The organism is Achromobacter marplatensis (assembly GCF_002209535.1).
GTDB lineage: Bacteria > Pseudomonadota > Gammaproteobacteria > Burkholderiales > Burkholderiaceae_B > Achromobacter > Achromobacter marplatensis.
Window position 1 is genome coordinate 663842 of sequence record NZ_NJIG01000002.1, and the last position, 24055, is coordinate 687896.

Here is a 24055-nt window from a genome sequence, read left to right on the forward strand (position 1 = left end):
GGCCCATCTATTAGGGGCCAATTAATGAACCTCCAGCAATTTCGTTTTGTGCGTGAAACCATCCGGCGCGACTTCAACCTGACCGAAGCCGCCCGGATGCTCTATACCTCGCAGCCTGGAGTCTCCAAGGCCATCATCGAGTTCGAAGACGAACTCGGCATCAAGATTTTCGAACGCCACGGCAAGCGCATCAAGGGCTTGACCAAGCCCGGCCTGGCGGTCTCGCAGGTGATCGACCGCATCATGCGCGAAGTCGACAACCTGAAGAAGGTCAGCGACGAGTTCGCGCGCCGCGACGAAGGCGGCCTGGTGATCGCGTGCACGCACACCCAGGCGCGTTATCTGCTGCCGCGTGTGATTCCGGCTTTCCGCAAGCAATTCCCCAAAGTGCATCTGTCGCTGGCTGAAGGCAGCCCCGCGCAATTGGCCGAGATGGTGCTGCACGAGCAGGCCGACCTGGCGCTGGCGACCGAATCCCTTGCGCTGACGCCGGGCCTGGCGACGCTACCGGTGTATGCCTGGGAGCACACCGTCGTGGTGCGCCCCGACCATCCGCTGGCGGAACTGACTTCCAGCGCCGCCAAGCGCCTGTCGCTGACGCAACTGGCGGAATACCCCATCGTCACCTACGACCGTGCATTCACGGGCCGCAGCACGATCGACGAAGTCTTCGCCAACCAGGGCATCCACCCAGACATCGTGCTGGAAGCCATCGACGCCGACGTGATCAAGACCTACGTGGACGTTGGCCTGGGCATCGGCATCATCGCCGGCGTGGCTTATGACCCGCGCCGCGACTCCAACCTGGTGGGCCTGCCGGTGGGGCACCTGTTCGGCACGCACACGACCCGCGTGGGCGTGAAATCGGGCGTATTCCTGCGTGACTACGTCTACACGTTCCTGGAAATGCTGGCGCCGTCGCTGACCCGCGCGGTGGTGACCGAAGCCGTGCAGGGCGCGCCGAAGTAGGGCGGCCAGGACGGTCTCGGCCTACGGCAAAAAAAGCGCGGCATTCCTGGAATGCCGCGCTTTTTCTTTTGGGGGCCAGTGGCGCCGACTCGCCGGAAAGCCGCGAGTTCCCTGGCTGATAGCAAATATCGCTATCCCTTTCTTGAAGCTCATTAATATTATTAAATAAGAACCGATCTCATTTAAGTTGACTAAAAAATAGGAATCATTATCATTACATCCAGGCTCAACGACCAGTGAGGTTCATCATGACGGCAGGACTCAGTGCAGTAGTAGTTGGCGCAGATCGACTGGGCAACATCCCGGATCTGCTGAAAGGACACAATATTTCGATCACGCATCACATCAGTGGCCGCGATCCTTCACATCAGAAGAAAACGCTTCAACTTCCGTCGGGCACGCAGCTGGTCATCCTGCTGACCGACTTCCTGGGGCACAACGTCATGAAGACCTTCCGCAACGCCGCGCAGCGCGGCGGCATCCGGGTCGTGGCTTGTCGCCGTTCGGTATGCAGCATGCAGCAGGCCCTGCAGCAATGCGGCCTGTGCCCGCGCGCAGGCACCGTGCACTGATTTCCGGTTGCCGCTGGAACACAAGAACTGGGGAGGCCGAAACGGCCTGCGGCTTGGCACATGAATCCCCAAGCCGCGAAGAGCAAGAAAAAACGCCGTCAGACTGAAGTCTGACGGCGTTTTGCTTTTGGGGGATGGCGCCGGGCAACCTGCTTATGCGAGGATGCCGGAAACCGAATTCAATTCGCGGCGCGGGCGGATGCCATCAGGCTGTTGTCCAGGCGGCGGGCGCCGTTGTAGCGCTTGGTCCAGTAGGCCATGGTCATGCTTTCGACGCGGACGACGCCACCGGCGCTGGGCGAGTGCACGAAGCGGTCGTCGCCCAGGTAGATGCCCACGTGCGAATAGCGGCGGCCCATCGTGTTGAAGAAGACCAGATCGCCGGCCTTGAGTTCGTTCTTGGCGACGGAGACGCCTTGCTGGGCGATTTCGGCGGCGTTGCGGGGCAGCTTCAGGCCCAGCGAGCGCTCGGCGGAATAGGCGACCAGGCCGCTGCAATCGAATCCGGTATCGGGGGAACTGCCGCCGAAGCGGTAGCGGATGCCCAGGTAGTTGAGGGCTTCGCTGACCATGGCGTTGTCGCTGTTGGTGCCAGTGTGGTTTTGCTGGCGGTCGCGCTTGAATTTGTGCGTAACCAGCATGCCGATGGGGTCATCGGCGGTGGCGACCCACTCCATTTCGTACGGATCAATCTCGGACGTATGGGCGGTTGACTTCTGGCCAGTGCCGGCACAACCTGCCAAACCCGCCACACATGCCATTAACGCGAGCGTACGCAGACCGCGGTACGCTTGGCCAGTGGATGAATTGAATCGCGCGAGTATGGAGTGTCGATGCATTCGCCTGGGATGACTTGCCGAGATGACAGCAAAAACCACGGGATTAGCCGTGGATCGAGCCGAGATGTCAGCAAAATCAACAATTATCTACAACTTCGCGGGCATTCTACCAAACTTTCAAGACCGGTCAGTGACAGATCGGCTATTTATCCATGACGCGTGGATATTTGGTGGAACATTTTGACTTGTGGCAAGCCTCGTGCAAGGTTCGCCTACCAGAATGACCAAATGATTCGAAAGAAATCAATCAGCCTTAAGGCGTATGAACAATACCAGGAGACATAAATGCAAAAAACCCGGGATTTCCATTACAGATCATTGCATGACCGCGATGGCTTCTGGCGCGAAGAGGCTGGCCGCATCCACTGGGAGACGCCCTTCGAGTCTGTCCTGGACTTCTCGCGGCCGCCATTCGCCAAGTGGTTTGTAGGCGGCAAGACCAATCTTTGCTACAACGCGGTCGACCGGTGGCTGCCCACGCAGGCTGACCAGCCGGCCCTGATCTGGGTGTCCACCGAAGTCGACCGGGAACAGGTCTACACCCGGCAGGACGTCTATGAAGAGGTCAACGCGGCCGCCGCCATGCTCAAGGAGCTGGGGGTGGGGCGCGGCGATCGGGTGCTGCTGTATATGCCGATGGTGCCGGAAGCGGTGTTCACGATGCTGGCCTGCGCCCGGATCGGCGCGGTCCACTCGGTGGTGTTCGGCGGATTCGCGTCGGTCAATCTGGCGCAGCGCATCGACGACGCCGCGCCCAAGGTGGTGGTCTGCACGGACGGCGGGTCGCGCGGGGGCAAGGTCGTGCCCTATAAGCCGTTGCTGGATCGTGCGCTCGCCCTGGCCAAGACGCCGCCGGCTGCCGTCGTGGTGTTCGACCGCGGCCTGGCGCCGTTCGAACCCGTGGCCGGGCGTGACCTGGACTACGCCACCCTGCGCGAGCGCCACCGCGGCGCGCGCGTGCCGGTGCAATGGCTGGAATCGTCCGAACCCAGCTACATCCTCTATACGTCCGGTACGACCGGCAAGCCCAAGGGCGTGCAGCGCGACACCGGCGGCTATGCCGTGGCGCTGGCTTCGTCGATGGAATACCTGTTCAACGGGCGCGCCGGCGACACTTTCTTCTGCACCAGCGACATCGGCTGGGTGGTCGGACATTCCTACATCATCTACGGCCCCTTGATCGGCGGGCAGGCGACGGTGCTCTACGAGGGCACGCCCGTGCGCCCGGACGGGGCCATCCTGTGGAAGCTGGTCGAGCAGTACGGCGTGAATACGCTGTTTTCGGCGCCGACGGCGGTGCGCGTCCTGAAGCGCCAGGACCCCGCGCTGCTGAAGCGCCATGACCTGTCCAGCCTGCGCGCCGTCTACCTGGCGGGCGAGCCGCTGGACGAACCGACCGCCCACTGGATATCGGAAGGCCTGGGCAAGCCCATCATCGACAACTACTGGCAGACCGAATCCGGCTGGCCCATCCTGTCGGCCCAGCCGGGGGTGGAGCGCGTGCCGACCCGATTCGGCAGCCCGTCCTTTCCGGTGTACGGGTTCGACGCGCGCATCGTCAGCGAATCCACCGGCGAAGACCTGGGGCCTGACGAGAAGGGCGTGGTGGCGATCGTGCCGCCGCTGCCGCCGGGTGCCATGTCCACCATCTGGGGCGACGACGCGCGTTTCGTGCAGACCTACTTCACGTCGATCCCCGGACGCCAGGTGTATTCGACCTTCGACTGGGGGCGGGTGGATGCCGACGGCTACTGGTTCATCCTGGGCCGCACGGATGACGTGATCAACGTGGCGGGCCATCGCCTGGGCACGCGCGAGATCGAGGAGTCGGTCAACAGCCACAGCGGAATCGCGGAATGCGCGGTGGTCGGCGTGGCCGATGCGCTCAAGGGGCAAGTGGCCATGGCGTTTGCCGTGCTGAAGAATCCTGCCAGCGCCGACACGGAGCAAGGGGCAAAGCAGCTGGAAGGCGATATCATGCGGCTAGTGGAAGATCAGCTGGGAGCGGTGGCCAGGCCCGCCCGGATCCGGTTCGTGGGTGCATTGCCCAAGACCCGGTCCGGCAAGGTGCTGCGCCGTGCGATCGTCGCGGTATGCGAAGGACGCGATCCCGGAGACCTGACGACCATTGAAGATCCTAACGCCCTGGAACAGATCAAGGAGTCGCTGCAATGAATACCAAACCCGTGCTGAGCGCCGAAGACGTCAAGAAGATCCTCGCCGCGGCCGAAGCACACGCCGTGCAGAACAAATGGGCCGTGACCATTTCGGTGGTCGATGACGGTGGCCATCTGCTGGGCATGCTGCGCCTGGACGGCGCAGCCCCGATCTCGGCGCACATTTCGCCCTCGAAGGCCAAGACGGCCGCGCTGGGCCGCCGTGAATCGCGCATCTACGAAGAGATGATCAACACCGGCCGCGTGTCCTTCCTGTCCGCGCCGCTGATCGACGGCCTGCTGGAAGGCGGCGTGCCGATCACCGTCGACGGCCACGTGGTGGGCGCGGTTGGCGTGTCGGGCGTGAAGTCGACCGAAGACGTGCTGATCGCACAAGCTGGCATCGCCGCGCTGGGCCTGTGAGCCAAGCGCAGCAACCGGAGCCGTCTGCCGACGGTTCCGCGCCGAACGCCGGAGCAGGGGACGCAAGCCCCCTGAATCCCGGCGTGGCCAAACGCGAAGTCTGGGCCTGGGCCATGTACGACTTCGCGAATTCCGGCTACACCACCGTGATCCTCACGGCGGTGTTCAGCACCTATTTTGTTGGCGTGGTCGGCGGGCGTGCCCCGTGGGCCACGCTGGCCTGGACCGCGGCGCTGTCGCTGTCCTATCTGCTCATCATGTTGACGATGCCCACGCTGGGCGCCCGCGCTGATGCGAACGGCAGCAAGCGCCGGCTGCTCTACACCAGCACGATCGGCTGCGTGGCCGCGACCCTGGTGCTGACCCAGGCGGGGCCGGGCGACGTCTGGCTGGCGCTGGCCGCCATCGTCGTATCCAACTACTGCTACTGCGTGGGCGAGTCCGTGGTGGCGGCATTCCTGCCCGAACTGGCCAGGCCTGCGGCGCTGGGGCGCGTGTCGGGCTGGGGCTGGAGCTTCGGCTATTGCGGCGGGATGCTCACGCTGGGCCTGTCGCTCGTCGTCGTCACGCTGGCCGAGGGGCGCGGCATGACGGCGGAACACTTCGTGCCTTGGGTCATCGTCGTCACCTGCGCGGTGTTCGCGCTGGCGGCGCTGCCGTCCTTCTTCCTTTTAAAAGAGCGCACGCGCCCGCAAGCGGACAAGCCCGAAGCGCTGCACATGCTCAAGCGCCTGGCCTACGCCTGGCGCGAGACGGGCCAGCACTTTCCCGAATTCCGCCGGCTGCTGATGTGCATCGCCTGCTATCAGGCGGGCATTTCGGTCGTCATCACGCTGGCGGCCGTGTACGCATCCGAAGTCATGGGCTTCACGACGCCGCAGATCATGCTGCTGGTGTTCACCGTGAACATCGGTGCGGCGCTGGGCGCGTTTTCGTTCGGCTATGTGCAGGACCGCATCGGCCACAAGCCGGCTCTGGCCATCACGCTGTGTGGCTGGATCGTGATGGTGCTGGTCGCGTATGCCGCAACGACGGCGCCGGTGTTCTGGGTGGCCGCCACGCTTGCCGGCCTGTGCATGGGCACGACGCAAAGCGCGGGCCGCGCCATGACGGGCGCGCTGGCGCCCGCCGGCCGACTGGCCGAGTTCTTCTCGCTGTGGACCTTCGCCGTGCAATTGGCCGCGGTGATCGGCCCGCTGACCTACGGTCTGGTGACCTGGGGCACGCACGGCGACCACCGCCTGGCCATCCTCGTGACCGGCCTGTTCTTCGTGGGCGGCCTGGCCCTGTTGTCGCGCGTGGACATGAAGCGCGGCCTGGCCCGCCGCCCCGCCGTCTGATGGAACGCCGCGCCACCGCCTGCCGCGGCTGCGGCCGGGCTGCTATCCTTATGAACTGCCTTTGATGGGTCGCGTGCCACGCGACCCATCAAGCGGATTGCTTTGCACTGCTATGCAGGTGCGTTGTCAGCTTGTGCGTGCCGCTGGGGTCGACGCCGTTCCGGTGTTTCCCGCCCTGAGCCGGCGCTGTCAGGTCTCTGCGTTCCCATGCGTATGCGGGCTCCGGCCCGCATTTTGCGTAAGGTGCCCGTAAGAGCGCGGCGATACGGTGGCGGGTGGGTAATAAAACAGCAGCACAAACAAACAGAATCACCGATTGGAGACAAGATCATGTCGAATGCCATTGAGTCCGTACTGGTAGAAACCCGCGTCTTCCCGCCGCCCGAGCGTGCGGCGCAGGGCGCGGCGATTCCCAGCATGGACGCCTATAACGCGTTGTGTGCCCAGGTCGAAAATGATTTCGACGGCTTCTGGGCCGGCCAGGCCCGCGACAACCTGACGTGGACCAAGCCGTTCACGCAGGTGCTGGACGAAACCGACGCCCCGTTCTACCGCTGGTTCGGCGACGGCGAACTGAACGTCTCGGCCAACTGCCTGGACGTGCACCTGACCAACGGCAACGCCGACAAGACCGCCATCATCTTCGAAGGCGACGACGGCACGGTGAACAAGGTCAGCTACCGCGAACTGCTGGCGCGCGTGTGCCGCTTCGCCAACGGCTTGACCGCGCTGGGCTACAAGAAGGGCGACCGCGCCATCATCTACATGCCCATGTCGATCGAAGCCGTGGTGGCCATGCAGGCCTGCGCGCGCCTGGGCGTGACGCATTCGGTGGTGTTCGGCGGCTTCTCGGCCAAGAGCCTGCAGGAGCGCATCGTGGACGTGGGCGCATCGCTCGTCATCACCGCCGACGAACAAGTGCGCGGTGGCAAGACGATTCCGCTGAAAGTCGCGGTGGAAGACGCCATCGCGATGGGCGGCTGCGAAGCCATTTCCAAGGTCATCGTGTACCGCCGCACCGGTGGCAAGGTCCAATGGACCGAAGGCCGCGACCTGTGGATGCACGAGGTCGAGGCCGGCCAGCCCGACACCTGCGAGCCCGTGCCGGTCAACGCCGAGCATCCGCTCTTCATCCTCTATACGTCCGGTTCCACCGGCAAGCCCAAGGGCGTGCAGCATTCGTCGGCAGGCTACCTGCTGTGGGCGCTGCTGACCGTGAAGTGGACGTTCGACGCCCGCAAGGACGACGTCTACTGGTGCACGGCCGACGTGGGCTGGGTCACCGGCCACACCTACATCACCTACGGCCCGCTGGCCGCCGGCCTGACGCAGGTCGTGTTCGAAGGCGTGCCGACCTACCCGAACGCCGGCCGCTTCTGGGACATGATCGCGCGCCACAAAGTCACGATGTTCTACACGGCGCCCACTGCCATCCGTTCGTTGATCAAGGCGTCCGAAGCGACGCCCGACGCCCATCCGAAAAACTACGACCTGGACAGCCTGCGCATCATCGGCACGGTGGGCGAGCCCATCAACCCCGAAGCCTGGATCTGGTATCACAAGAACGTCGGCCGCGAACGCTGCCCGATCGTGGACACGTGGTGGCAGACTGAAACCGGCGGCCACATGATCACCCCGCTGCCGGGCGCCACGCCGACCAAGCCGGGTTCGTGCACGCTGCCGCTGCCGGGTATCGCCGCGGCCATCGTGGATGAGACCGGCGGCGACGTCGACCAGGGCAATGGCGGGTTCCTCGTCATCAAGCGTCCGTGGCCCGCGATGATCCGCAATATCTGGGGCGACCCGGAACGCTTCAAGAAGAGCTACTTCCCGCCGGAACTGCGCGGTTACTACCTGGCGGGCGACGGCGCGCAGCGCGACGCGGACGGCTACTTCTGGATCATGGGCCGCATCGACGACGTGCTGAATGTGTCGGGCCACCGCCTGGGCACGATGGAAGTCGAATCGGCGCTGGTGGCGCACGAGCTGGTGGCGGAAGCCGCCGTGGTGGGCCGCCCCGATGACACGACCGGCGAAGCCGTGGTGGCGTTCGTGGTGTTGAAGCAGGCACGTCCGGAAGGCGAAGAGGCGCAGGCCATCGCCAAGCTGTTGCGCGACTGGGTGGCCAAGGAGATCGGCCCCATCGCCAAGCCCAAGGACATCCGCTTCGGCGACAACCTGCCCAAGACGCGTTCGGGCAAGATCATGCGCCGCCTGCTGCGCGTGGTGGCCAAGGGCGAGGAAGTCACGCAAGACGTGTCCACGCTGGAGAATCCCGCCATCCTGGAACAGCTGGCCAAGCCCCTGTAAGTGCCTCCGGCCGTGACGGGCCGGAGCCTTGCAGCGCGAGGGGAGCATAATGTCGGACGCCCGCACCGGTAATTGCCGGTCCGGGCGTCTTGTCTTTTTGCACCCCTTACTTGAATGGAGCCACGGACGTGAGCCGCAGCAGTTTTGATCGCGCCGGATTAGCGCTGATGCTCAGCACCATTGTGGTCTGGGCAGGCAGTTGGATCGCGATGAAACTGATCGTGCCCTACATCGGCCCGTTCGACTTCGTGGCGCTGCGCTATGTGACGGGCAGCATCGTGCTGTTCGCGCTGGCGATCGCCACGCGCCGGCCGCTGGCGATGCCGCCGTGGAAGCTGACGCTGCTGATCGGATTGACGCAGACCGCAGGGTTCCAGGGGTTCGTGCAGACGGCGCTGGTGTCGGGCGGCGTGGGCAAGGTGTCGCTGATGGCGTACACCATGCCGTTCTGGGTGGTGCTGTTCGCCTGGTGGCTGCTGGGTGAACGCCCGTCGATCCGGCATGGCCTGGGCATCGGCCTGGCAGCAGTCGGGCTGGTCTGTTTCGTGGAGCCCTGGAATGGCCTGGGCGACATCCGTCCCGTGCTGCTGGGGCTGGGCAGCGGCCTGTGCTGGGGCGTGGGCACCGTGTTGTCCAAGCGGATGTTCGAACGCCATGCGCCCGACGTGATGACGTTCACCGCCTGGCAGATGCTGTTCGGCGGTCTGGTCATGGTGCCTGTGGCCTATCTGGTGCCGCAGATGACCGCGCAATGGGGCTGGCCGCTCTGGACCGGCATGACCTACATCGTGCTGATCGCCACCGCGGCTGGCTGGTTGCTGTGGCTGCAGGTGGTGCGCCGCGTGCCCGCGTCGATTGCCGGGCTGTCCAGCTTGGGCGTGCCAGTGGTCGCCATGCTGCTGGCCTGGGCGATCCTGTCCGAGCGCCCCTCGTGGGGCGAAGTGGGCGGCATGGTCCTGATCCTGGCCGGCATCTTCATCGTCAGCCGGGCGGCGCCGGCGGTGCGTGCTTCGTGATCCGGCCTGGCGGCAAGCGCTCCCGATACTCCCCCCCAAATTCCATTCCCTATCCAAGGATTTCCCATGATCGATCTGCGTAGCGACACTGTCACACGGCCTTCGGCTGCCATGTTGCAGGCGATGGTTTCCGCCCCGTTGGGCGACGACGTGATGGGCGACGATCCCACCGTGATCCAGCTGCAGGCGGCCGTGGCCGAGCGCGCGGGCAAAGCGGCGGGCCTGTTCTTTCCGTCCGGCACGCAAAGCAATCTGGCCGCGTTGATGGCGCATTGCGATCGGGGCGACGAATACCTGGTGGGGCAACAGGCCCACACCTATAAGTACGAAGGCGGTGGCGCGGCGGTGCTGGGCAGTATCCAGCCGCAACCCATCGAGCACGCAGAAGACGGTTCGCTGCCGCTGGAAAAGCTGGCTGCGGCGGTCAAGCCGTTGGGCGACGCGCATTTCGCCCGCACCCGCTTGCTGGCCTTGGAAAACACGTTCCACGGCAAGCTGATCCCGGCCGCCTATATCCAGGCGGCGACGGCATGGGCGCGGGAGCAGGGCCTGGGCACCCACCTGGACGGCGCGCGCGTGTTCAACGCGGCCGTCGCCAGCGGGAAACCGCTGGCCGACATGTGCCAGCCGTTCGACTCGGTGTCGATCTGCTTTTCAAAGGGCTTGGGCGCGCCCGTCGGTTCGGTGCTGGTGGGCAGCAACGAGCTGATCGCCCGCGCGCGCCGCTGGCGCAAGATGCTGGGCGGCGGGCTGCGGCAGTCGGGCGTGCTGGCGGCCGCTTGCCTGTACGCGTTGGAGCACAACGTCGAGCGGCTGGCGGATGACCACGAGAACGCCCGCGCGCTGGCCGAAGGCTTGCGCGGCATTGCCGGCGTCAAGGTCTTGAGCCAGGACACCAATATGCTGTTCGTGGAATTCGAGCCGGCACGCTGCGAGGCGTTGACGGCTGCGCTGGCCAAGGACGGTATCCAGATGCGCGCCGTGTACGGCGGGCCGACGCGGCTGGTGACGCACCTGGACGTGTCCGCCGACGACGTGCGGCGGGTCGTCCAGGCCGTGGCGCGCCATCTGGCCTGAGCGGATCAGGCGCTGGCGCGCAGTACGTCCGCCAGCACCGTGAAGAGCTCGTCGATCTGGGCGCGTTCGATGATGAGCGGGGGCGACAGCAGCATCGTGTCGCCCGCCGAACGGATCAGGCATCCGCGTTCCAGACAGGCCTTGTGTACCGCATAGGCGCGCTGGCCGGGCTGGCCTTCCAGCGGCGCCAGCTCGATTGCGGCCAGCAGGCCGATGTTGCGGATGTCGATCACATGCGGCAGCCCCTTCAGGCTGTGCGCCGCATCTTCCCAGTAGCGTGACAGTTCCTGGCTGCGTTGGAACAGGCCTTCGCGGCGGCAGAGGTCCAGCGTCGCCAGGCTGGCGGCGCACGCGACGGGATGGCCTGAATAGGTGTAGCCGTGCGCAAGCTCGATGGCGCTTTCGGGCCCTTGCATGAACGCGTCGTACACGTGCTGCTGCACCAGCGTCGCGCCCATCGGGATGGCGCCGTTGGTCAGGCCCTTGGCGCTGGTGATGATGTCTGGCTTGACGCCGAAGAAGGACGACGCGAAGGCGCCGTCGATGCGCCCGAACGCGCAGATCACCTCATCGAAAATCAGCAGGATGCCGTGCGCGTCGCAGATCTCGCGCAGCCGCTGCAGATAGCCGCGGGGCGGCACGATCACGCCGGTGGAGCCGGCCACCGGCTCGACGATGACCGCGGCGATGGTCGAGGCGTCATGCAGCGCTACGATGCGGTCCAGCGTATCGGCCAAGTGGGCGCCCCAGTCCGGCTGGCCGCGCGTATAGGCCATCTGCTGGCGGTCATAGGTATGCGGCAGGTGGTCCACATAGGGCAGCAGATTGCCGAAGGGCTTGCGGTGGCCGCCGATGCCCGACACCGACAATCCCCCGAAACCCACCCCGTGGTAAGAGCGTTCGCGTCCGATCAGCCGCACGCGCTGGCCCTGGCCGCGCGCCCGGTGGTAGCCCAGCGCGATCTTCAGCGCGGTGTCGACCGCCTCCGAGCCCGAGTTTGAAAAGAACACGTTGGAAAAGCCCGCGGGCGCTTCGGCGCACAGCGCGTCGGCCAGCTCGAAAGCCAGCGGGTGGCTCATCTGGAAGGAGGGCGCGTAATCCAGTTCGTAGGCCGTGCGTGCGATGGCTTCGACGATTTCGGGCCGGCGGTGGCCCGCGTTCACGCACCACAGGCCGGCAATGCCATCCAGCACGCGGCGGCCGTCGGGCCGGATGTAGTGCATGCCTTCTGCAGCGGAGAACAGCACCGGATCCCGCTTGACGCGCCGGTTGGCGGTGAAGGGCATCCAGAAGGCATCGGAATGGGGGGCGGCAGTGGGAAGCGACGGCATGGGCGATCCTGCAGAGTCAGTTCAGGGTACGCTTATTTTGTATTAAATAAATGATAAATACAATTCTGCCGAAAGCGAAGCGGCGTGCGCCGGCCTGCCGGGCAACGCGGCGCGAAAAGCGGGGGCGTGACGGGTCAGGAGGCTTGCAGCGAGGCCTTCAGGTGGCGGCGCATCAATTGCGCGGCCCATTCCTGGTCGTCCGATTCCAGGGCTTCGATGATCTGCAGGTGTTCGCTGCTGGAGTTGACGAAGCGGGCGTCGCGATAGAACGCGGCGTGCTCTTCCAGACGGCGCAACTGGTTCTGTTGCTGCACCGCCTGCAGGATGTAGCGGTTGCCGGAGAAGCGGGCCAGCAATTCGTGGAAGGATGCGTTCAGTCCGAAGAAATCGGTGGCGGACATGTCGGCGTCGGTGCGCTGGATCAGCGCTTCGTGCGCCGCGCGCATGCGCGCAAGCGCCGGCTTGTCCACGCGGAACGTGGGTTCCAGCAAACCGGCGCATTCGATGGTCATGCGAAAGCGATAGCTCTCGCTAAGCGCTTCGGCGCTTTCGAGCGAGGGGGCGAACTGCCACCCATGCCCTTTGCGTTTTTCGATCAGGCCGTCGGCGGACAGCTGCAGAAGCGTCTTGGCCAGCACGCTGCGCGGCGCGCCATAGCGTTGGAGCAGTTCGCGTTCGGTGAAGGTCTCGGGCAGGCCGCGCGAGGCGCGGTCGTCGATCAGCCGACGATACAACTCGTTTTGCGTCGGGCCCGCGCCTTCGAACAGGGCGGCGCCCGAGCCCGCGTTTTCCGCCACGGTATAGCCGCTGTTGGGGCGGTGTTTGATCAGGCCCTGGGCGGCCAGCAGGCGCAACGCGCCGCGCACCGGGGTGCGCGACACCTTGTAGGCCGCGGCCAGGGTCTCTTCGGAAAGATGTTCACCCGGCGAGTAGCGCCCAACCGCGAGGTCTTCCGCGATATGGCGCGCCAGATCGACTTGCAGCGGCGTGGGGCGGGCGGGGGCGGCGGTGGACATGGCGCGTTGACGAAGCGGAAAAGGCGGCGGAGCGGCAATGGTACCGGACACCCGCAGGCCGTTGCAGTAGTGGATGGCTCCGTAATATGAACTTTAATGGAAATTAATACAACGTGATTGGGTCCTGTGCGGATCAGCCGTGACGGATGCGGCTGTCGGACGGCGCTTCGTCGCGCTCGGCCATGCCGTAATCGCGCAGCACCTGCGCAACCCGAAGCCGATAGTTCTGGAACACGCCGCCGCGTCCTGCCTCCTGCGCGCGGCGGTGCGATTCCAGCGACCGCCAGCGCTTGACCGCGTCTTCATCCCGCCAGAACGACAGCGACAGCAGCTTGCCCGCATGAGTCAGGCTCTGGAAGCGTTCGACGGAGATGAATCCATCAAGGGCCTTCAGCTCGTCGATCAGGCTTGCGGCGATGTGCAGGTAGGGATCGGGGTTGCCGTTGGCAGGCTCGACTTCGAATATCACGGCGATCATGGCGTGGGTTCCTTTGAAAACGCAAACTGCGGCACGCGGGCATTGGGCAGCGGCCGATAACGAAAATGGGAGGCCAGGGCGGCAGCGTCGACCCCGGCTTGCAGCAGGTGCACCAGCGCGTCCGCGGCGTGGCGTCGCGCCAGGCCTTGGCCAGGGCAGGCATGGCCGGGCGCCTCTGAGCTGGGCGCCCCTAAGCCGGGCGCCCCTAAGCCGGGCGCCCCTAAGCCGGGCGCCCCGAACGTCCAGCCAGCATCAGGGCGGACCGTTGCGGCGGCAGCCAGCACCAGCAGCACGGTCTGCCCGGCTTCGATCCGCTGGCCGTTGATCGTGATCGAGTCAGCCAGGAATCGCCGCGTGTTGTGCAAGGGCGGATCGTGGCGGATGACGTCGTCGATGATTTTCTGGGCATTGGCGCAGGCCGCGTCGGCGGACAGGCCCTGCCTGCCGGCATGGACCAAGGCATTGCCCAGCAACCCGGCGCCGGCCTCGCAGGACTGGAACAGCAGGCCGACAAGGTTCGCGGCCAGCACAGCAGCCGGAATCTGCGCACGCGCGCCGTCCTTGCGCAGCGTGCGTAACGCGGGGGTGGCGTCGCCAGCAGACAGCAAGGATTCCAGGCGGGATTGCAACGCCTGGGCCGCGGCATGAGCGGCGGCAATCGCGTCGGCGTCAGCCGTGGCGGGCAGGGCGGCCAGGAAGGCGGCGATCTGCGCCGCGCTGTCGGCCTGTAAAGCGGGGCTCAGCCCCAGGAAGGCCGCTTGCGCATGCACGGGCGCGGCGGTCAGGTAGCGGTCCACGGCGGCCGCATCCCCGGCCGGCATCTCGGGCCAGCTTGGCGTACAGGGCTGAGTGCCCTGTTCGCGGAGGAATGCCGTCAGCAAGGCCTTGACCCGTGTGTGCAAGACGCTGTCGTTCATGCGCACGAAGCGGCCAAACAGCTCGCCAGCAGGGCCTGGGCACAATCCCCGAGGCACGGGTTCCGACGGAGGGCGCACGCGGGCGGCCGGGTCACGCATGACGGCCAGGATCGTGTCTGGATGGCTGGCGACCCAAAGGCCTAGCGCCTCATCCCGATACAGCGGCCTCTCGCGCGCCAGTGCGGCATAGTAGGGGTAGGGATCGGCGTGCGTGACGGCAAGCAGGGGATGGGCGGGAAGCATGGCGTGGCCGGCGGTGGATCTGGCTGCCAGTATCCACCGCCCGGACAATCAACGATTCGGCGCCGGACGAACTATGCCTGCGCTGCGCCGACGTCGGCCAGCAGGGCCGCGTATCCCACCCGTGAATCCGGCCACTGCAGCGTGAACCCGCTTGCCCGCAGGCGGGCATTGCTGAGCTTCTTGCTGCCCACGTTCGCCGGGGCAGGCGCGATGCGCGGGGCAGGCGCCCCGGCCATCGCCGCCAGCGCGGCGTACAGCGCATGCAGCGGCAGCGGCGTGTCGTCGCAGCCGATGTAGACGGGATCGACGTCCGGCAGCAACGCCAGATGCACGACCGCGGCCGCTGCATCGTCGATATGGATGCGGTTGGCCCAATGCTCGGGCTGCACGGGCGCGCCCGCCGCCCCGCTACGCAGCCGCTCGATCAATTGCAGACGGCCCGGCCCGTACAGGCCGGCCAGCCGCAGCGAGGTGGACGACAGGCCGTGCGCGGCCAGCGCCGCTTCGGCCTCCAGCAGCACCTGGCCGTTGAACCCCTGCGGGGCGGGCGGCGTGTCTTCGTTCACCCAGCCGCCCTCATGTTCGCCATAGACGGCGCTGGACGACACGAACACAACGCGCTTGAGCCGCGACGCGTCCAGGACGTCCAGCACCGCTTGCAGGCCGTCGATGAAGACGCCCCGGTAGACCGCGGCGTCGCGCGAACCGGGGGCGGGCAGGTGGATCAGGCGGGTCACGCCCGCGGGCAGGGCGGGCAGGCTGGCTGGCTGCGTGATGTCGCCTTGCAGCCACCGGATGCCGCTGTCGTCGTCCTTGGGCGGATGGCGGCGCAGCGCATGGACCTCGTCGCCGCGCGCCAGGAAGCGCCGGGCGACGCGCTGGCCCAGGTCGCCGCAGCCAATGAGAAGTACGCGTTCGGTCATGGAAGTCACCTGAAAAATGAAAAAGCGCCCCAAGGGGCGCCTTGTGGCGGGGCGGGCCCCGGCCGGATCACATGCCGCTGTACACCGGCCCTTCGCCGCCTTGCGGCGCCACCCAGACGATGTTCTGGGTCGGGTCCTTGATGTCGCAGGTCTTGCAGTGCACGCAGTTCTGCGCGTTGATCTGCAGGCGGTCGTCGCCGTGGTCGTCCTTGATGAATTCGTACACGCCGGCCGGGCAGTAGCGCGATTCCGGGCCGCCGTACTTGGCCAGGTTGACGCTGACCGGCACCGACGGATCCTTCAAGGTCAGGTGGACGGGCTCGTTTTCCTCATGGTTGGTGTTCGAGATGAACACCGAGCTGAGCTTGTCGAAAGTGAGCTTGCCGTCGGGCTTGGGATAGTCGATGCGGGCGCATTCCGATGCCGGTTGCAGACAGGCGTGGTCGGGCTTGCTGTGGCGCAGGGTCCAGGGCATCTTGCCCTTGAGCAGCAGTTGTTCGACGCCGGTCATCACGGTAGCGATGGTGCGGCCCTTCTTGAACCACTGCTTGAAATTGCGCGCCTTGTTCAGTTCGGCGTGCAGCCAGGAGGCCTCGAACGCCTTCGGATAGGCGGTCAGCTCGTCCTGGCGGCGGTCGGCCACCAGGGCGTCGAACGCGGCTTCGGCGGCCAGCTTGCCGGACTTGATGGCGGCGTGGCTGCCCTTGATGCGGGACGCGTTCAGGAAGCCGGCTTCGCAGCCGACCAGCGCGCCGCCCGGGAAGGTCAGCTTGGGCAACGACAGCAGGCCGCCGGCCGTGATGGCGCGGGCGCCGTAGGCGATGCGCTTGCCGCCTTCGAACGTGCCGCGGATGGCCGGGTGCGTCTTGTAGCGCTGGAATTCATCGAACGGCGAGAGCCACGGGTTGGCGTAGTCCAGGCCGACGATCATGCCCACGGCGACCAGGTTGTTGTCCAGGTGGTACAGGAACGAGCCGCCGTAGGTGTCGGAATCCAGCGGCCAGCCGGCCGTATGGATGACGAGTCCGGGCTTGGATTGCGCCGGATCGACTTCCCACATTTCCTTGATGCCGATGCCGTAGGCCTGCGGATCGCGGCCGTCGTCGAGCTTGAAGCGTTCGATCAGCTGGCGGCCCAACTGGCCGCGTGCGCCTTCGCCGAACACCGTGTAGCGGGCATGCAGTTCCATGCCGGGCTGGTAGTGGTCGGTGTGCGAGCCGTCGCGGGCGACGCCCATGTCGCCGGTGGCCACGCCGCGCACGGCGCCGTTTTCGTCGTACAGCACTTCAACGGCAGCGAAACCGGGGAAAATGTCCACGCCCAGCGCTTCGGCCTGTTCGCCCATCCACTTGACGACGTCGCCCAGACGGACGATGTAGTTGCCTTCGTTGTGGAAACAGGGCGGCAGCAGCCAGTTGGGCGTGGCGCGCGCGCCCGTCTGGGACAGGAACAGGAACTTGTCCTGCGTGACGGGCACGTTCAGCGGCGCGCCTTTTTCCTTCCAGTCGGGGATGAGCTCGGTCAGTGCCAGCGGGTCCATGACGGCGCCGGACAGGATGTGCGCACCCAGTTCCGCGCCTTTCTCAAGGACGCAGACGCCGATCTCCTGATTCTTTTCAGCGGCCAGCTGCTTTAGACGGATTGCGGTGGCCAGGCCGGCGGGTCCACCGCCAACCACAACCACGTCATATTCCATCGACTCGCGTTCAGACATTTGCAAAGCTCCCCGTATGTATTCCATATATGGCTGGAAGTATTATCGGCGATTGTATTGCAGGCGGAGGCCATGTATGCCTTCGTATTTCTTTTAGCCTTCAGGAGTAATTGGTGAACCCGGACAATCTGTCTGCGCGGATTCTGGCGGTGGGCGATACCCATCAGGTGGAATTGCCTTTGCGGTGGGGCGATTCAGACGCCTTGAATCATCTGAACAACACGCTGTATTTCCGCCTGATGGAAGAGGCGCGCATGCAGATCCTGTACGACGCGGGCTTCGAGCTGCCTGCCGACAACGGCGCCATCCTGGCCCATGCCTCGTGCGATTTCCTGCGCCCGCTGACCTATCCGGCGACCGTGCGCGTCACGCACAAAGTGACCCGCATCGGCCGTTCCAGCGCGGAATTCGAGCTGCTGCTGGAGAAGGTGGGCGACGATGCCGGCCCCTATGCTCGCGGGCGCAACGTGCTAGTCTGGATGGACTACGTGGCCAATACGTCCGCACCGTGGCCGCAGGAAGTGCTGGCGCAGATGGCGACGCAGTTCAAGGCAGCCGCCTGAGGGCGGGCAATCCCGCAGAGGCGATCCTCCGAAAGCCCGCGCGGAATTGGCCGCCATGCCGTTAAAATCAAGCGCAAAACCAGAATAGAAATAAAGGGGCGCGCCACCCTCGGCGCCGCGACCCAGAGACATCGGGCAATGTCGCGATGCCGTCTGGGGCCGACGCCGGCAGCCGCGCTCCAAGGAAAAACAGGGCCCTCCCCGAATTTCTTGATCCCCAGGCGGGACGGCCGCGTAAGCGGCGGGGCGGGCACTCTTGAGTTCGACCTTAACTAGGAGTTGGAGCGATGGACAAGGTTTTTGCAAGCGCCCAGGAGGCGCTGGCAGGCATCGTCAAGGACGGTCAGATGATCGCCGTGGGCGGTTTCGGCCTGTGCGGTATTCCCGAGGCCCTGATCGCCGCGCTGCGCGATTCGGGCGTGAAGGATTTGACGTGCATCAGCAACAATGCGGGCGTCGACGGTTTCGGCTTGGGCCAGTTGCTCAATACGCGCCAGGTCCGCAAGATGATCGCGTCCTACGTGGGCGAGAACAAGGAATTCGAACGCCAGTTCCTGTCGGGCGAACTCGAGCTTGAGTTCACCCCGCAAGGCACGCTGGCCGAGAAGCTGCGCGCCGGCGGCGCGGGCATCCCCGCGTTCTTCACGCGCACCGGCGTGGGCACCATCGTGGCCGACGGCAAGGAAATCCGCGAGTTCGACGGCCAGCAATACGTGATGGAGCGTTCGCTGGTGCCGGACGTGTCGCTGGTCAAGGCGCACATCGCCGACCGCAGCGGCAACCTGGTGTTCCGCAAGACAGCCCGCAACTTCAACCCGAACGTCGCCATGGCCGGCAAGTTCACGGTGGTCGAGGTCGAAGAGATCGTTGACACCGGCAGCCTGGATCCCGATCAGATCCACCTGCCCGGCATCTATGTGCAACGGATCGTGCTGAACACGACGCCGGAAAAGCGCATCGAACAACGCACCACTCGCCCGGCCTAAGGAGAAGACGACATGGCATGGTCCCGCGATGAAATGGCGGCGCGCGCCGCGCGCGAGCTGCAAGACGGTTTTTATGTGAACCTGGGTATCGGCCTGCCGACCCTGGTGGCCAACCACGTGCCCAAGGGCGTGGAAGTGTGGCTGCAATCCGAGAACGGCCTGCTGGGCATCGGCCCGTTCCCCACCGATGACGAAGTCGACGCTGACCTGATCAACGCTGGCAAGCAGACGGTGACGACGTTGCCGGGCTCGTCGATCTTCTCGTCCGCGGACTCGTTCGCGATGATCCGCGGCGGCAAGATCAACCTGGCCATCCTGGGTGCGATGCAGGTTTCCGAAAAGGGCGATCTGGCCAACTGGATGATCCCGGGCAAGATGGTCAAGGGCATGGGCGGCGCAATGGATCTCGTAGCCGGCGTCGGCCGCGTCGTGGTCCTGATGGAACACGTGGCCAAGAAGAAGGACGGCACCGAAGACATCAAGTTGCTGCCCGAATGCAATCTGCCGCTGACCGGCGTGGGCGTGGTCGATCTGATCATCACCGACCTGGGCGTGATGGAAGTCACCGAAGGCGGCCTGACGCTGCTGGAAACGGCGCCGGGCGTGACCGTGGACGAAATCCAGTCCAAAACGCTGGCCAAACTGGACGTGTCGGCCGTCAAATAAACCGGCTGCTCCCGTTTACGCAAAACGCCCCGCAAGGGGCGTTTTTCATTGGGCGCTAGGCGGTTTCGTCCAGCCGCATTCCCACGTGCGGGATGCCGTCCTCGATGTATTCCTCGGTGACCTGCACGAAGCCGTGCCCGCCGTAGTAGTTGCGCAAGCGGGCCTGGGCGCCCAGGTACATGGCGCGGCCGGGCCAACGCTGGCGCACTTCCTGCATTGCATGGCGGATCAGCTCGTGGCCCAGGCCCTGGCCGCGTGCCCAGGGCGCGGTGATGACGCGTCCGATCTCGATCTGCCCGTCTTTTTGTGATGGGTCCAGCATCCGGCAATAGGCGGCCAATTGGCCGTCCTGCCATGCCATCAGGTGGCACGTCTGGCCGATCAGGTCCTTGCCGTCGACGTCCTGGAAGATGCACTGCTGTTCGATGACGAAGACTTCCGTGCGCAGGCGCAGGATCGCGTAGATCTCCGGCACGGTCAGGTCCTGGTGGGGTTTGCAGATCCAATCGGGCATTGCGTCAATCCAAGGGGGCAGGGGGTGAAAAGCAGGGCGCCGTTAGCGTACCTCAAACCGGCCCCGTTTTTTTTGATGCACTGTTACATAAATTCACGGGTATACCCTTACTATGAAAATGAATTTTCTTATCTAAAATTTGTGTGTAAACAGATTTACACAAACCTCAGCTAAGACCCATCCCCCACCGATGAACAAGGCCGCACTTACGATCGCTGATCGGATCGCCCGGGCTCAGCCTGCGTTGAGCCGGACGCAGCACAAGATGGCCGAGTACGTGCTGGCGCACCAGTTCCGCGCCGCCACGATGACCATCGACGAGTTCGCGGCGGCGGTAGGGGTGTCAGTGGCCACGGCGAACCGCTTTGCGCGCGCTCTGGACCTGCCGGGCTATCCGCAATTCCGCGCCGAACTGGCGCGCGGATTTGAAGCCGCGCTGGAACCCGTCGAAAAGCTGCGTACCGAACTGGCGCATTCCGCCAGCGCCGTGCAGATCTTCGCCGCCACGCTGGAAGAAGACATCCGCAACGCGCAGCGCAACCTGCAATCGCTGGATTCGGCCGCCTGTGAGCAGGCGGTGGAGGCCATCCTGGCCGCCGACCGCGTGTTCATCATCGGTTTCGGCGCCAGCGGCTTTCTGGCCGGCCTGCTGCAACGCGGCCTGTGCATGAGCCTGCATTCCGTCGAATCGTTGGCCGGTCCCGGCGGCGTGTCGCACGCGGCGCGCCAGATGTCGCGCATGACCGCCAAGGACCTGGTGATCGCTATCGGTTTCCCGCGCTATCTGGCCGACACCGTGACGCTGGCCGCCGCCGCCAAGCAGGCTGGCGTGCCCGTCCTGGTGCTGACCGACAAACCCACGTCTCCGCTGGCGCCCACGGCATCCGTCGTTCTGTATGCGTTTTCCGCGCGCCAGCTGATTCCCAATTCCGAAACCGCTGCGCTGGGGCTGATCGAAGCCCTGTCCGCCGCGGTGGCCTATCGGGCCAAGAATTCCGTCGCGGCCGCTGCTGGGGTGACCCAGTCCGTGATGCCGTGGCTTATCCATGGAGTAGGTAAACGATGATTCAACCCGTGATTGCCATTCACGGTGGCGCCGGCGCGATGTCCCGCGCGGCCATGTCGCCCGAGAAAGAACAGGAATACCTGGCCGCCCTGGAGTCCATCCTGACCGCCGGCCAAGCCGTGCTGGCCCGTGGCGGCAGCGCCCTGGACGCCGTCACCGAAGCCGTACGCCTGCTTGAAGATTGCCCGCTGTTCAACGCCGGCCATGGCGCGGTGTTCACCAGCGCCGGCACCCACGAACTGGACGCCGCCATCATGGATGGCGCCACGCTGCGTTCAGGCGCCATCGCCAACGTGAACTGCGTGCGCAACCCTATCTTTGCGGCGCGCCGCGTCATGGAAACCAGCAAGCACGTGTTTTTCGTGGGCGAGGGCGCTGAAACCTTCGCACGCGACGCGGGCCTGGAAATCGTCGATCCGTCGTATTTCTCGACCGAAGCCCGCCGCGAACAACTGCTGCGCGTGCAGCGCGAAACGCCGGAAGCCGCCGTGCTGGATCACGACGGCCAGGCGATGGTCGCGCGCGGCCAGCCCGCACCGGCCGATCCGCTGGATGCCGACAAGAAGTTCGGCACGGTCGGCGCGGTGGCCGTGGATGCTCAGGGCAACCTGGCGGCTGCCACCTCCACCGGCGGCATCACCAACAAGCAGGTCGGCCGCGTCGGCGATGCGCCGCTGATCGGCGCCGGCACCTACGCCAGCAACAAGACCTGCGCCGTCTCCACGACGGGCACCGGCGAGATGTTCATCCGCATGGTCTCGGCTTACGACGTGGCGGCACAGATGGAATATTGCGGTGCGTCGCTGGAAGCGGCGGCGGATCGCGTCGTGATGGAAAAACTGCCCACCATCGGCGGCAAGGGCGGTCTGGTGGCCGTCGACGCCCAGGGCAATGTGGCGTTGCCTTTCAACACGGAAGGCATGTATCGGGGTTACGCCCGCGTGGGCGAAAAGCCGGTTACCGCGATCTATCGTTAAGCGGCAACGGGTTCGTTTTTTCAGTATTTGGGGATATTAAAGAGATGGTTGATCGCGCAAACAGCCTGGCGCTGCCGGAAAACCGCGTGGTCCAGGTCGACGACCTGACGGTGCGCTTCGTAGGTTCGGAGCGCACGGTCGAAGCCGTGCGCAACCTGTCGTTCCATGTGGACCGGGGTGAAACCCTGGCCATCGTGGGCGAATCGGGTTCGGGCAAGTCGGTGACGTCCCTGGCACTCATGCGTCTGGTGGAACATGGCGGCGGCCGCATCGCCCAGGGCAGCATGGCCCTGCGCCGGCGCAACGGCTCCGTGATCGACCTGGTCGGTTCCAGCCAACGCGTGATGCGCAATGTGCGCGGCGCGGACATGGCCATGATCTTCCAGGAGCCGATGACCTCCTTGAATCCGGTGTTCACGGCCGGCGACCAGATCGCCGAATCGATCCGCCAGCACCAGGGCAAGGACGCTGCGGCCGCGCGCGCCGAGGCGCTGCGTATGCTGGAGCAGGTGCGCATTCCGGAAGCCAAATCGGTGCTGGACCGCTATCCGCACCAGTTGTCGGGCGGCATGCGCCAGCGCGTGATGATCGCGATGGCGCTGGCCTGCAAGCCGGCGCTGCTGATCGCCGACGAACCCACCACCGCGCTGGACGTCACCATCCAGGCGCAGATCCTGCAACTGATCCGTCAGCTGCAGGAAGAGATGCACATGGGCGTGGTGTTCATCACCCACGACATGGGCGTGGTCGCGGAAGTGGCCGACCGCGTGCTGGTCATGTATCGCGGCGACAAGGTCGAGGAAGGCCCGTCGGAACAGGTCTTCTCCGCACCCAAGCATTCCTACACCAAGGCGCTGCTGTCGGCGGTGCCGAAGCTGGGCGCCATGGAAGGCACCGATCTGCCCGCGCGCTTCCCGCTGTTGCAGGTGGAAGGCCAGGCGCAGCCCGTGGCTGAACCTGGTGTCACCAGCACGCAGGAAGTGCCGGCCGCCAAGCGCGAGCCGATCCTGAGCGTGCGCAACCTGGTGACCCGCTTCGATCTGCGCGGCGGCATCCTGAGCCGCGTGCAGCGCCGCGTGCACGCCGTGGAACAGGTCAGCTTCGACCTGTATCCGGGCGAAACGCTGTCGCTGGTCGGCGAATCCGGTTGCGGCAAGTCCACGACCGGCCGTTCGCTGTTGCGCCTGGTGGACAGCCAGGGCGGCGAGATCAAGTTCGGCGGGCGCGACATCGTGCGTCTGAAGAACAGCGAGCTGCAATCCCTGCGCCGTGACATCCAGTTCGTGTTCCAGGACCCGTTCGCATCGCTGGATCCGCGCGTCACGGTCGGTTTCTCTATCATGGAGCCGCTGTTGGTGCACGGCGTGGCCAAGGGCCGCGATGCGGAGCGCCGCGTGGCGGAATTGCTGGAACGCGTGGGCATGCCGCCGGAAATGGCGCAGCGCTACCCGCATGAATTCTCGGGCGGCCAGCGCCAGCGCATCTGCATCGCGCGCGCGCTTGCCCTGAACCCGAAGGTCGTGATCGCGGACGAATCGGTGTCGGCGCTGGACGTGTCGATCCAGGCCCAGATCGTGAACCTGCTGATCGACCTGCAGCGCGACATGGGCATTTCGTTCCTGTTCATCTCGCACGACATGGCCGTGGTGGAGCGTGTCAGCCATCGCGTGGCCGTGATGTACCTGGGCCAGATCGTCGAGATCGGCCCGCGCCGCGCCATTTTCGAGAATCCGCAGCACCCGTACACCAAGAAGCTGATGTCGGCCGTGCCGATCGCCGATCCGGCGCGCCGCCATCTGAAGCGCACCTTGCTGTCCGATGAAATCCCCAGCCCGATCCGCAAGCTCGGCGACGAGCCGGTGGTGCAGCCGCTGGTGCAGGTTGGAACCGATCACTTCGTTGCCCGCCATCCGGTCGGCGGCGCGTATTGATTCCGTTGTCGTACTTGTTTTTCTTCCA

General features: G+C 65.4%; 21 protein-coding genes and 1 pseudogene. 14 read left to right on the forward strand and 8 right to left on the reverse strand.

The window, feature by feature from the left end; all coding sequences use genetic code 11:
• The first annotated feature begins 24 nt into the window (after positions 1–24).
• Positions 25–969 carry a CysB family HTH-type transcriptional regulator gene (locus CEY09_RS06575; RefSeq protein WP_006223852.1) on the forward strand — a complete coding sequence of 315 codons (945 nt, stop codon included), beginning with the start codon at positions 25–27 and terminating at the stop codon, positions 967–969.
• Between the two features lie 248 nt (positions 970–1217).
• On the forward strand, positions 1218–1541 hold the full coding sequence (locus CEY09_RS06580; protein WP_035212827.1) for a DUF2325 domain-containing protein: 324 nt from the start codon (positions 1218–1220) through the stop codon (positions 1539–1541).
• A 179-nt stretch (positions 1542–1720) separates the two neighbouring features.
• On the opposite strand, the gene CEY09_RS06585 is transcribed toward CEY09_RS06580, so the two are convergent.
• Positions 1721–2380 carry a C40 family peptidase gene (locus tag CEY09_RS06585; RefSeq protein WP_035212792.1) on the reverse strand — a complete coding sequence of 220 codons (660 nt, stop codon included), beginning with the start codon at positions 2378–2380 and terminating at the stop codon, positions 1721–1723.
• Positions 2381–2665: 285 nt separating this feature from the next.
• Between CEY09_RS06585 and CEY09_RS06590 the strand changes: the two genes are divergently transcribed.
• The 6 genes from CEY09_RS06590 (at position 2666) to ltaE (ending at position 10702) form a co-directional block, all read left to right on the forward strand.
• Entirely contained in the window at positions 2666–4555 is a 1890-nt protein-coding gene (locus CEY09_RS06590) for a propionate--CoA ligase (protein ID WP_006223855.1), read from the forward strand.
• Complete coding sequence (locus tag CEY09_RS06595; RefSeq protein ID WP_006223856.1) at positions 4552–4959, forward strand: GlcG/HbpS family heme-binding protein; 408 nt, start codon at positions 4552–4554, stop codon at positions 4957–4959. Before CEY09_RS06590 ends, CEY09_RS06595 begins: the two co-directional genes overlap by 4 nt.
• 113 nt (positions 4960–5072) lie before the next feature.
• Positions 5073–6299, forward strand: coding sequence for an MFS transporter (locus CEY09_RS06600; RefSeq protein WP_035212829.1), 1227 nt, complete (start codon positions 5073–5075; stop codon positions 6297–6299).
• Positions 6300–6629: 330 nt separating this feature from the next.
• Positions 6630–8609, forward strand: a complete 1980-nt coding sequence (gene acs / locus CEY09_RS06605) for an acetate--CoA ligase (protein WP_088587996.1) — start codon at positions 6630–6632, stop codon at positions 8607–8609.
• Positions 8610–8737: 128 nt separating this feature from the next.
• Entirely contained in the window at positions 8738–9625 is an 888-nt protein-coding gene (locus tag CEY09_RS06610) for a DMT family transporter (protein ID WP_088587997.1), read from the forward strand.
• Between the two features lie 66 nt (positions 9626–9691).
• A complete protein-coding gene (gene ltaE, locus CEY09_RS06615) occupies positions 9692–10702 on the forward strand; it encodes a low-specificity L-threonine aldolase (RefSeq protein ID WP_088587998.1) in 1011 nt (336 codons plus the stop codon).
• 5 nt (positions 10703–10707) lie between these two features.
• Here ltaE and aptA read toward each other — a convergent pair whose 3' ends face one another.
• The 6 genes and pseudogenes from aptA to CEY09_RS06645 all read right to left on the reverse strand — a co-directional run bounded on the left by aptA (position 10708) and on the right by CEY09_RS06645 (position 17324).
• A complete protein-coding gene (gene aptA, locus CEY09_RS06620; protein ID WP_088587999.1) occupies positions 10708–12033 on the reverse strand; it encodes an omega-aminotransferase AptA in 1326 nt (441 codons plus the stop codon).
• 134 nt (positions 12034–12167) lie between these two features.
• The gene (locus CEY09_RS06625; protein ID WP_088588000.1) at positions 12168–13049 is read right to left on the reverse strand and encodes a GntR family transcriptional regulator; all 882 of its coding nucleotides are present in this window, start codon (positions 13047–13049) and stop codon (positions 12168–12170) included.
• Between the two features lie 133 nt (positions 13050–13182).
• Positions 13183–13527, reverse strand: a complete 345-nt coding sequence (locus CEY09_RS06630; protein ID WP_088588001.1) for an antibiotic biosynthesis monooxygenase family protein — start codon at positions 13525–13527, stop codon at positions 13183–13185.
• A gap of 198 nt (positions 13528–13725) precedes the next feature.
• Positions 13726–13773 (reverse strand): annotated as a pseudogene (locus CEY09_RS32775) (hypothetical protein); the annotation flags it as partial.
• Between the two features lie 985 nt (positions 13774–14758).
• Positions 14759–15610 (reverse strand): NAD-dependent epimerase/dehydratase family protein, encoded by an 852-nt coding sequence (locus CEY09_RS06640; RefSeq protein WP_088588059.1) that lies wholly within the window; start codon positions 15608–15610, stop codon positions 14759–14761.
• A gap of 67 nt (positions 15611–15677) precedes the next feature.
• A complete protein-coding gene (locus tag CEY09_RS06645) occupies positions 15678–17324 on the reverse strand; it encodes an electron transfer flavoprotein-ubiquinone oxidoreductase (RefSeq protein WP_006223866.1) in 1647 nt (548 codons plus the stop codon).
• A gap of 113 nt (positions 17325–17437) precedes the next feature.
• On the opposite strand from CEY09_RS06645, the gene CEY09_RS06650 reads away from it, so the two are divergent.
• From CEY09_RS06650 to CEY09_RS06660, 3 genes are all read left to right on the forward strand, one after another.
• Positions 17438–17887 (forward strand): acyl-CoA thioesterase, encoded by a 450-nt coding sequence (locus CEY09_RS06650; RefSeq protein ID WP_035212832.1) that lies wholly within the window; start codon positions 17438–17440, stop codon positions 17885–17887.
• Between the two features lie 287 nt (positions 17888–18174).
• Positions 18175–18873, forward strand: a complete 699-nt coding sequence (locus tag CEY09_RS06655; protein WP_054423951.1) for a CoA transferase subunit A — start codon at positions 18175–18177, stop codon at positions 18871–18873.
• Positions 18874–18885: 12 nt separating this feature from the next.
• On the forward strand, positions 18886–19539 hold the full coding sequence (locus CEY09_RS06660; RefSeq protein WP_088588002.1) for a CoA transferase subunit B: 654 nt from the start codon (positions 18886–18888) through the stop codon (positions 19537–19539).
• Positions 19540–19594: 55 nt separating this feature from the next.
• On the opposite strand, the gene CEY09_RS06665 is transcribed toward CEY09_RS06660, so the two are convergent.
• The gene (locus CEY09_RS06665; protein ID WP_088588003.1) at positions 19595–20053 is read right to left on the reverse strand and encodes a GNAT family N-acetyltransferase; all 459 of its coding nucleotides are present in this window, start codon (positions 20051–20053) and stop codon (positions 19595–19597) included.
• A gap of 190 nt (positions 20054–20243) precedes the next feature.
• Between CEY09_RS06665 and CEY09_RS06670 the strand changes: the two genes are divergently transcribed.
• Genes CEY09_RS06670 through CEY09_RS06680 form a run of 3 tightly spaced genes read left to right on the forward strand, consistent with a single transcriptional unit; the run spans position 20244 to position 24027 of the window.
• Positions 20244–21119, forward strand: a complete 876-nt coding sequence (locus CEY09_RS06670) for a MurR/RpiR family transcriptional regulator (protein ID WP_006223876.1) — start codon at positions 20244–20246, stop codon at positions 21117–21119.
• Entirely contained in the window at positions 21116–22096 is a 981-nt protein-coding gene (locus tag CEY09_RS06675; protein ID WP_088588004.1) for an isoaspartyl peptidase/L-asparaginase family protein, read from the forward strand. Before CEY09_RS06670 ends, CEY09_RS06675 begins: the two co-directional genes overlap by 4 nt.
• Before the next feature lie 44 nt (positions 22097–22140).
• Positions 22141–24027, forward strand: a complete 1887-nt coding sequence (locus CEY09_RS06680; protein ID WP_088588005.1) for a dipeptide ABC transporter ATP-binding protein — start codon at positions 22141–22143, stop codon at positions 24025–24027.
• Positions 24028–24055: the final 28 nt, after the last annotated feature.

Coding starts and splice junctions, on each gene's coding strand:
- CEY09_RS06660 (WP_088588002.1), top strand. CDS start 18,886: ATGGCATGGTCCCGCGATGAAATGGCGGCGCGCGCCGCGCGCGAGCTG.
- CEY09_RS06575 (WP_006223852.1), top strand. CDS start 25: ATGAACCTCCAGCAATTTCGTTTTGTGCGTGAAACCATCCGGCGCGAC.
- CEY09_RS06680 (WP_088588005.1), top strand. CDS start 22,141: ATGGTTGATCGCGCAAACAGCCTGGCGCTGCCGGAAAACCGCGTGGTC.
- CEY09_RS06590 (WP_006223855.1), top strand. CDS start 2,666: ATGCAAAAAACCCGGGATTTCCATTACAGATCATTGCATGACCGCGAT.
- CEY09_RS06600 (WP_035212829.1), top strand. CDS start 5,073: ATGTACGACTTCGCGAATTCCGGCTACACCACCGTGATCCTCACGGCG.
- CEY09_RS06580 (WP_035212827.1), top strand. CDS start 1,218: ATGACGGCAGGACTCAGTGCAGTAGTAGTTGGCGCAGATCGACTGGGC.
- ltaE (WP_088587998.1), top strand. CDS start 9,692: ATGATCGATCTGCGTAGCGACACTGTCACACGGCCTTCGGCTGCCATG.
- CEY09_RS06585 (WP_035212792.1), bottom strand. CDS start 2,380: ATGCATCGACACTCCATACTCGCGCGATTCAATTCATCCACTGGCCAA.
- CEY09_RS06595 (WP_006223856.1), top strand. CDS start 4,552: ATGAATACCAAACCCGTGCTGAGCGCCGAAGACGTCAAGAAGATCCTC.
- CEY09_RS06675 (WP_088588004.1), top strand. CDS start 21,116: ATGATTCAACCCGTGATTGCCATTCACGGTGGCGCCGGCGCGATGTCC.
- aptA (WP_088587999.1), bottom strand. CDS start 12,033: ATGCCGTCGCTTCCCACTGCCGCCCCCCATTCCGATGCCTTCTGGATG.
- CEY09_RS06625 (WP_088588000.1), bottom strand. CDS start 13,049: ATGTCCACCGCCGCCCCCGCCCGCCCCACGCCGCTGCAAGTCGATCTG.
- CEY09_RS06640 (WP_088588059.1), bottom strand. CDS start 15,610: ATGACCGAACGCGTACTTCTCATTGGCTGCGGCGACCTGGGCCAGCGC.
- CEY09_RS06655 (WP_054423951.1), top strand. CDS start 18,175: ATGGACAAGGTTTTTGCAAGCGCCCAGGAGGCGCTGGCAGGCATCGTC.
- CEY09_RS06645 (WP_006223866.1), bottom strand. CDS start 17,324: ATGTCTGAACGCGAGTCGATGGAATATGACGTGGTTGTGGTTGGCGGT.
- acs (WP_088587996.1), top strand. CDS start 6,630: ATGTCGAATGCCATTGAGTCCGTACTGGTAGAAACCCGCGTCTTCCCG.
- CEY09_RS06665 (WP_088588003.1), bottom strand. CDS start 20,053: ATGCCCGATTGGATCTGCAAACCCCACCAGGACCTGACCGTGCCGGAG.
- CEY09_RS06630 (WP_088588001.1), bottom strand. CDS start 13,527: ATGATCGCCGTGATATTCGAAGTCGAGCCTGCCAACGGCAACCCCGAT.
- CEY09_RS06670 (WP_006223876.1), top strand. CDS start 20,244: ATGAACAAGGCCGCACTTACGATCGCTGATCGGATCGCCCGGGCTCAG.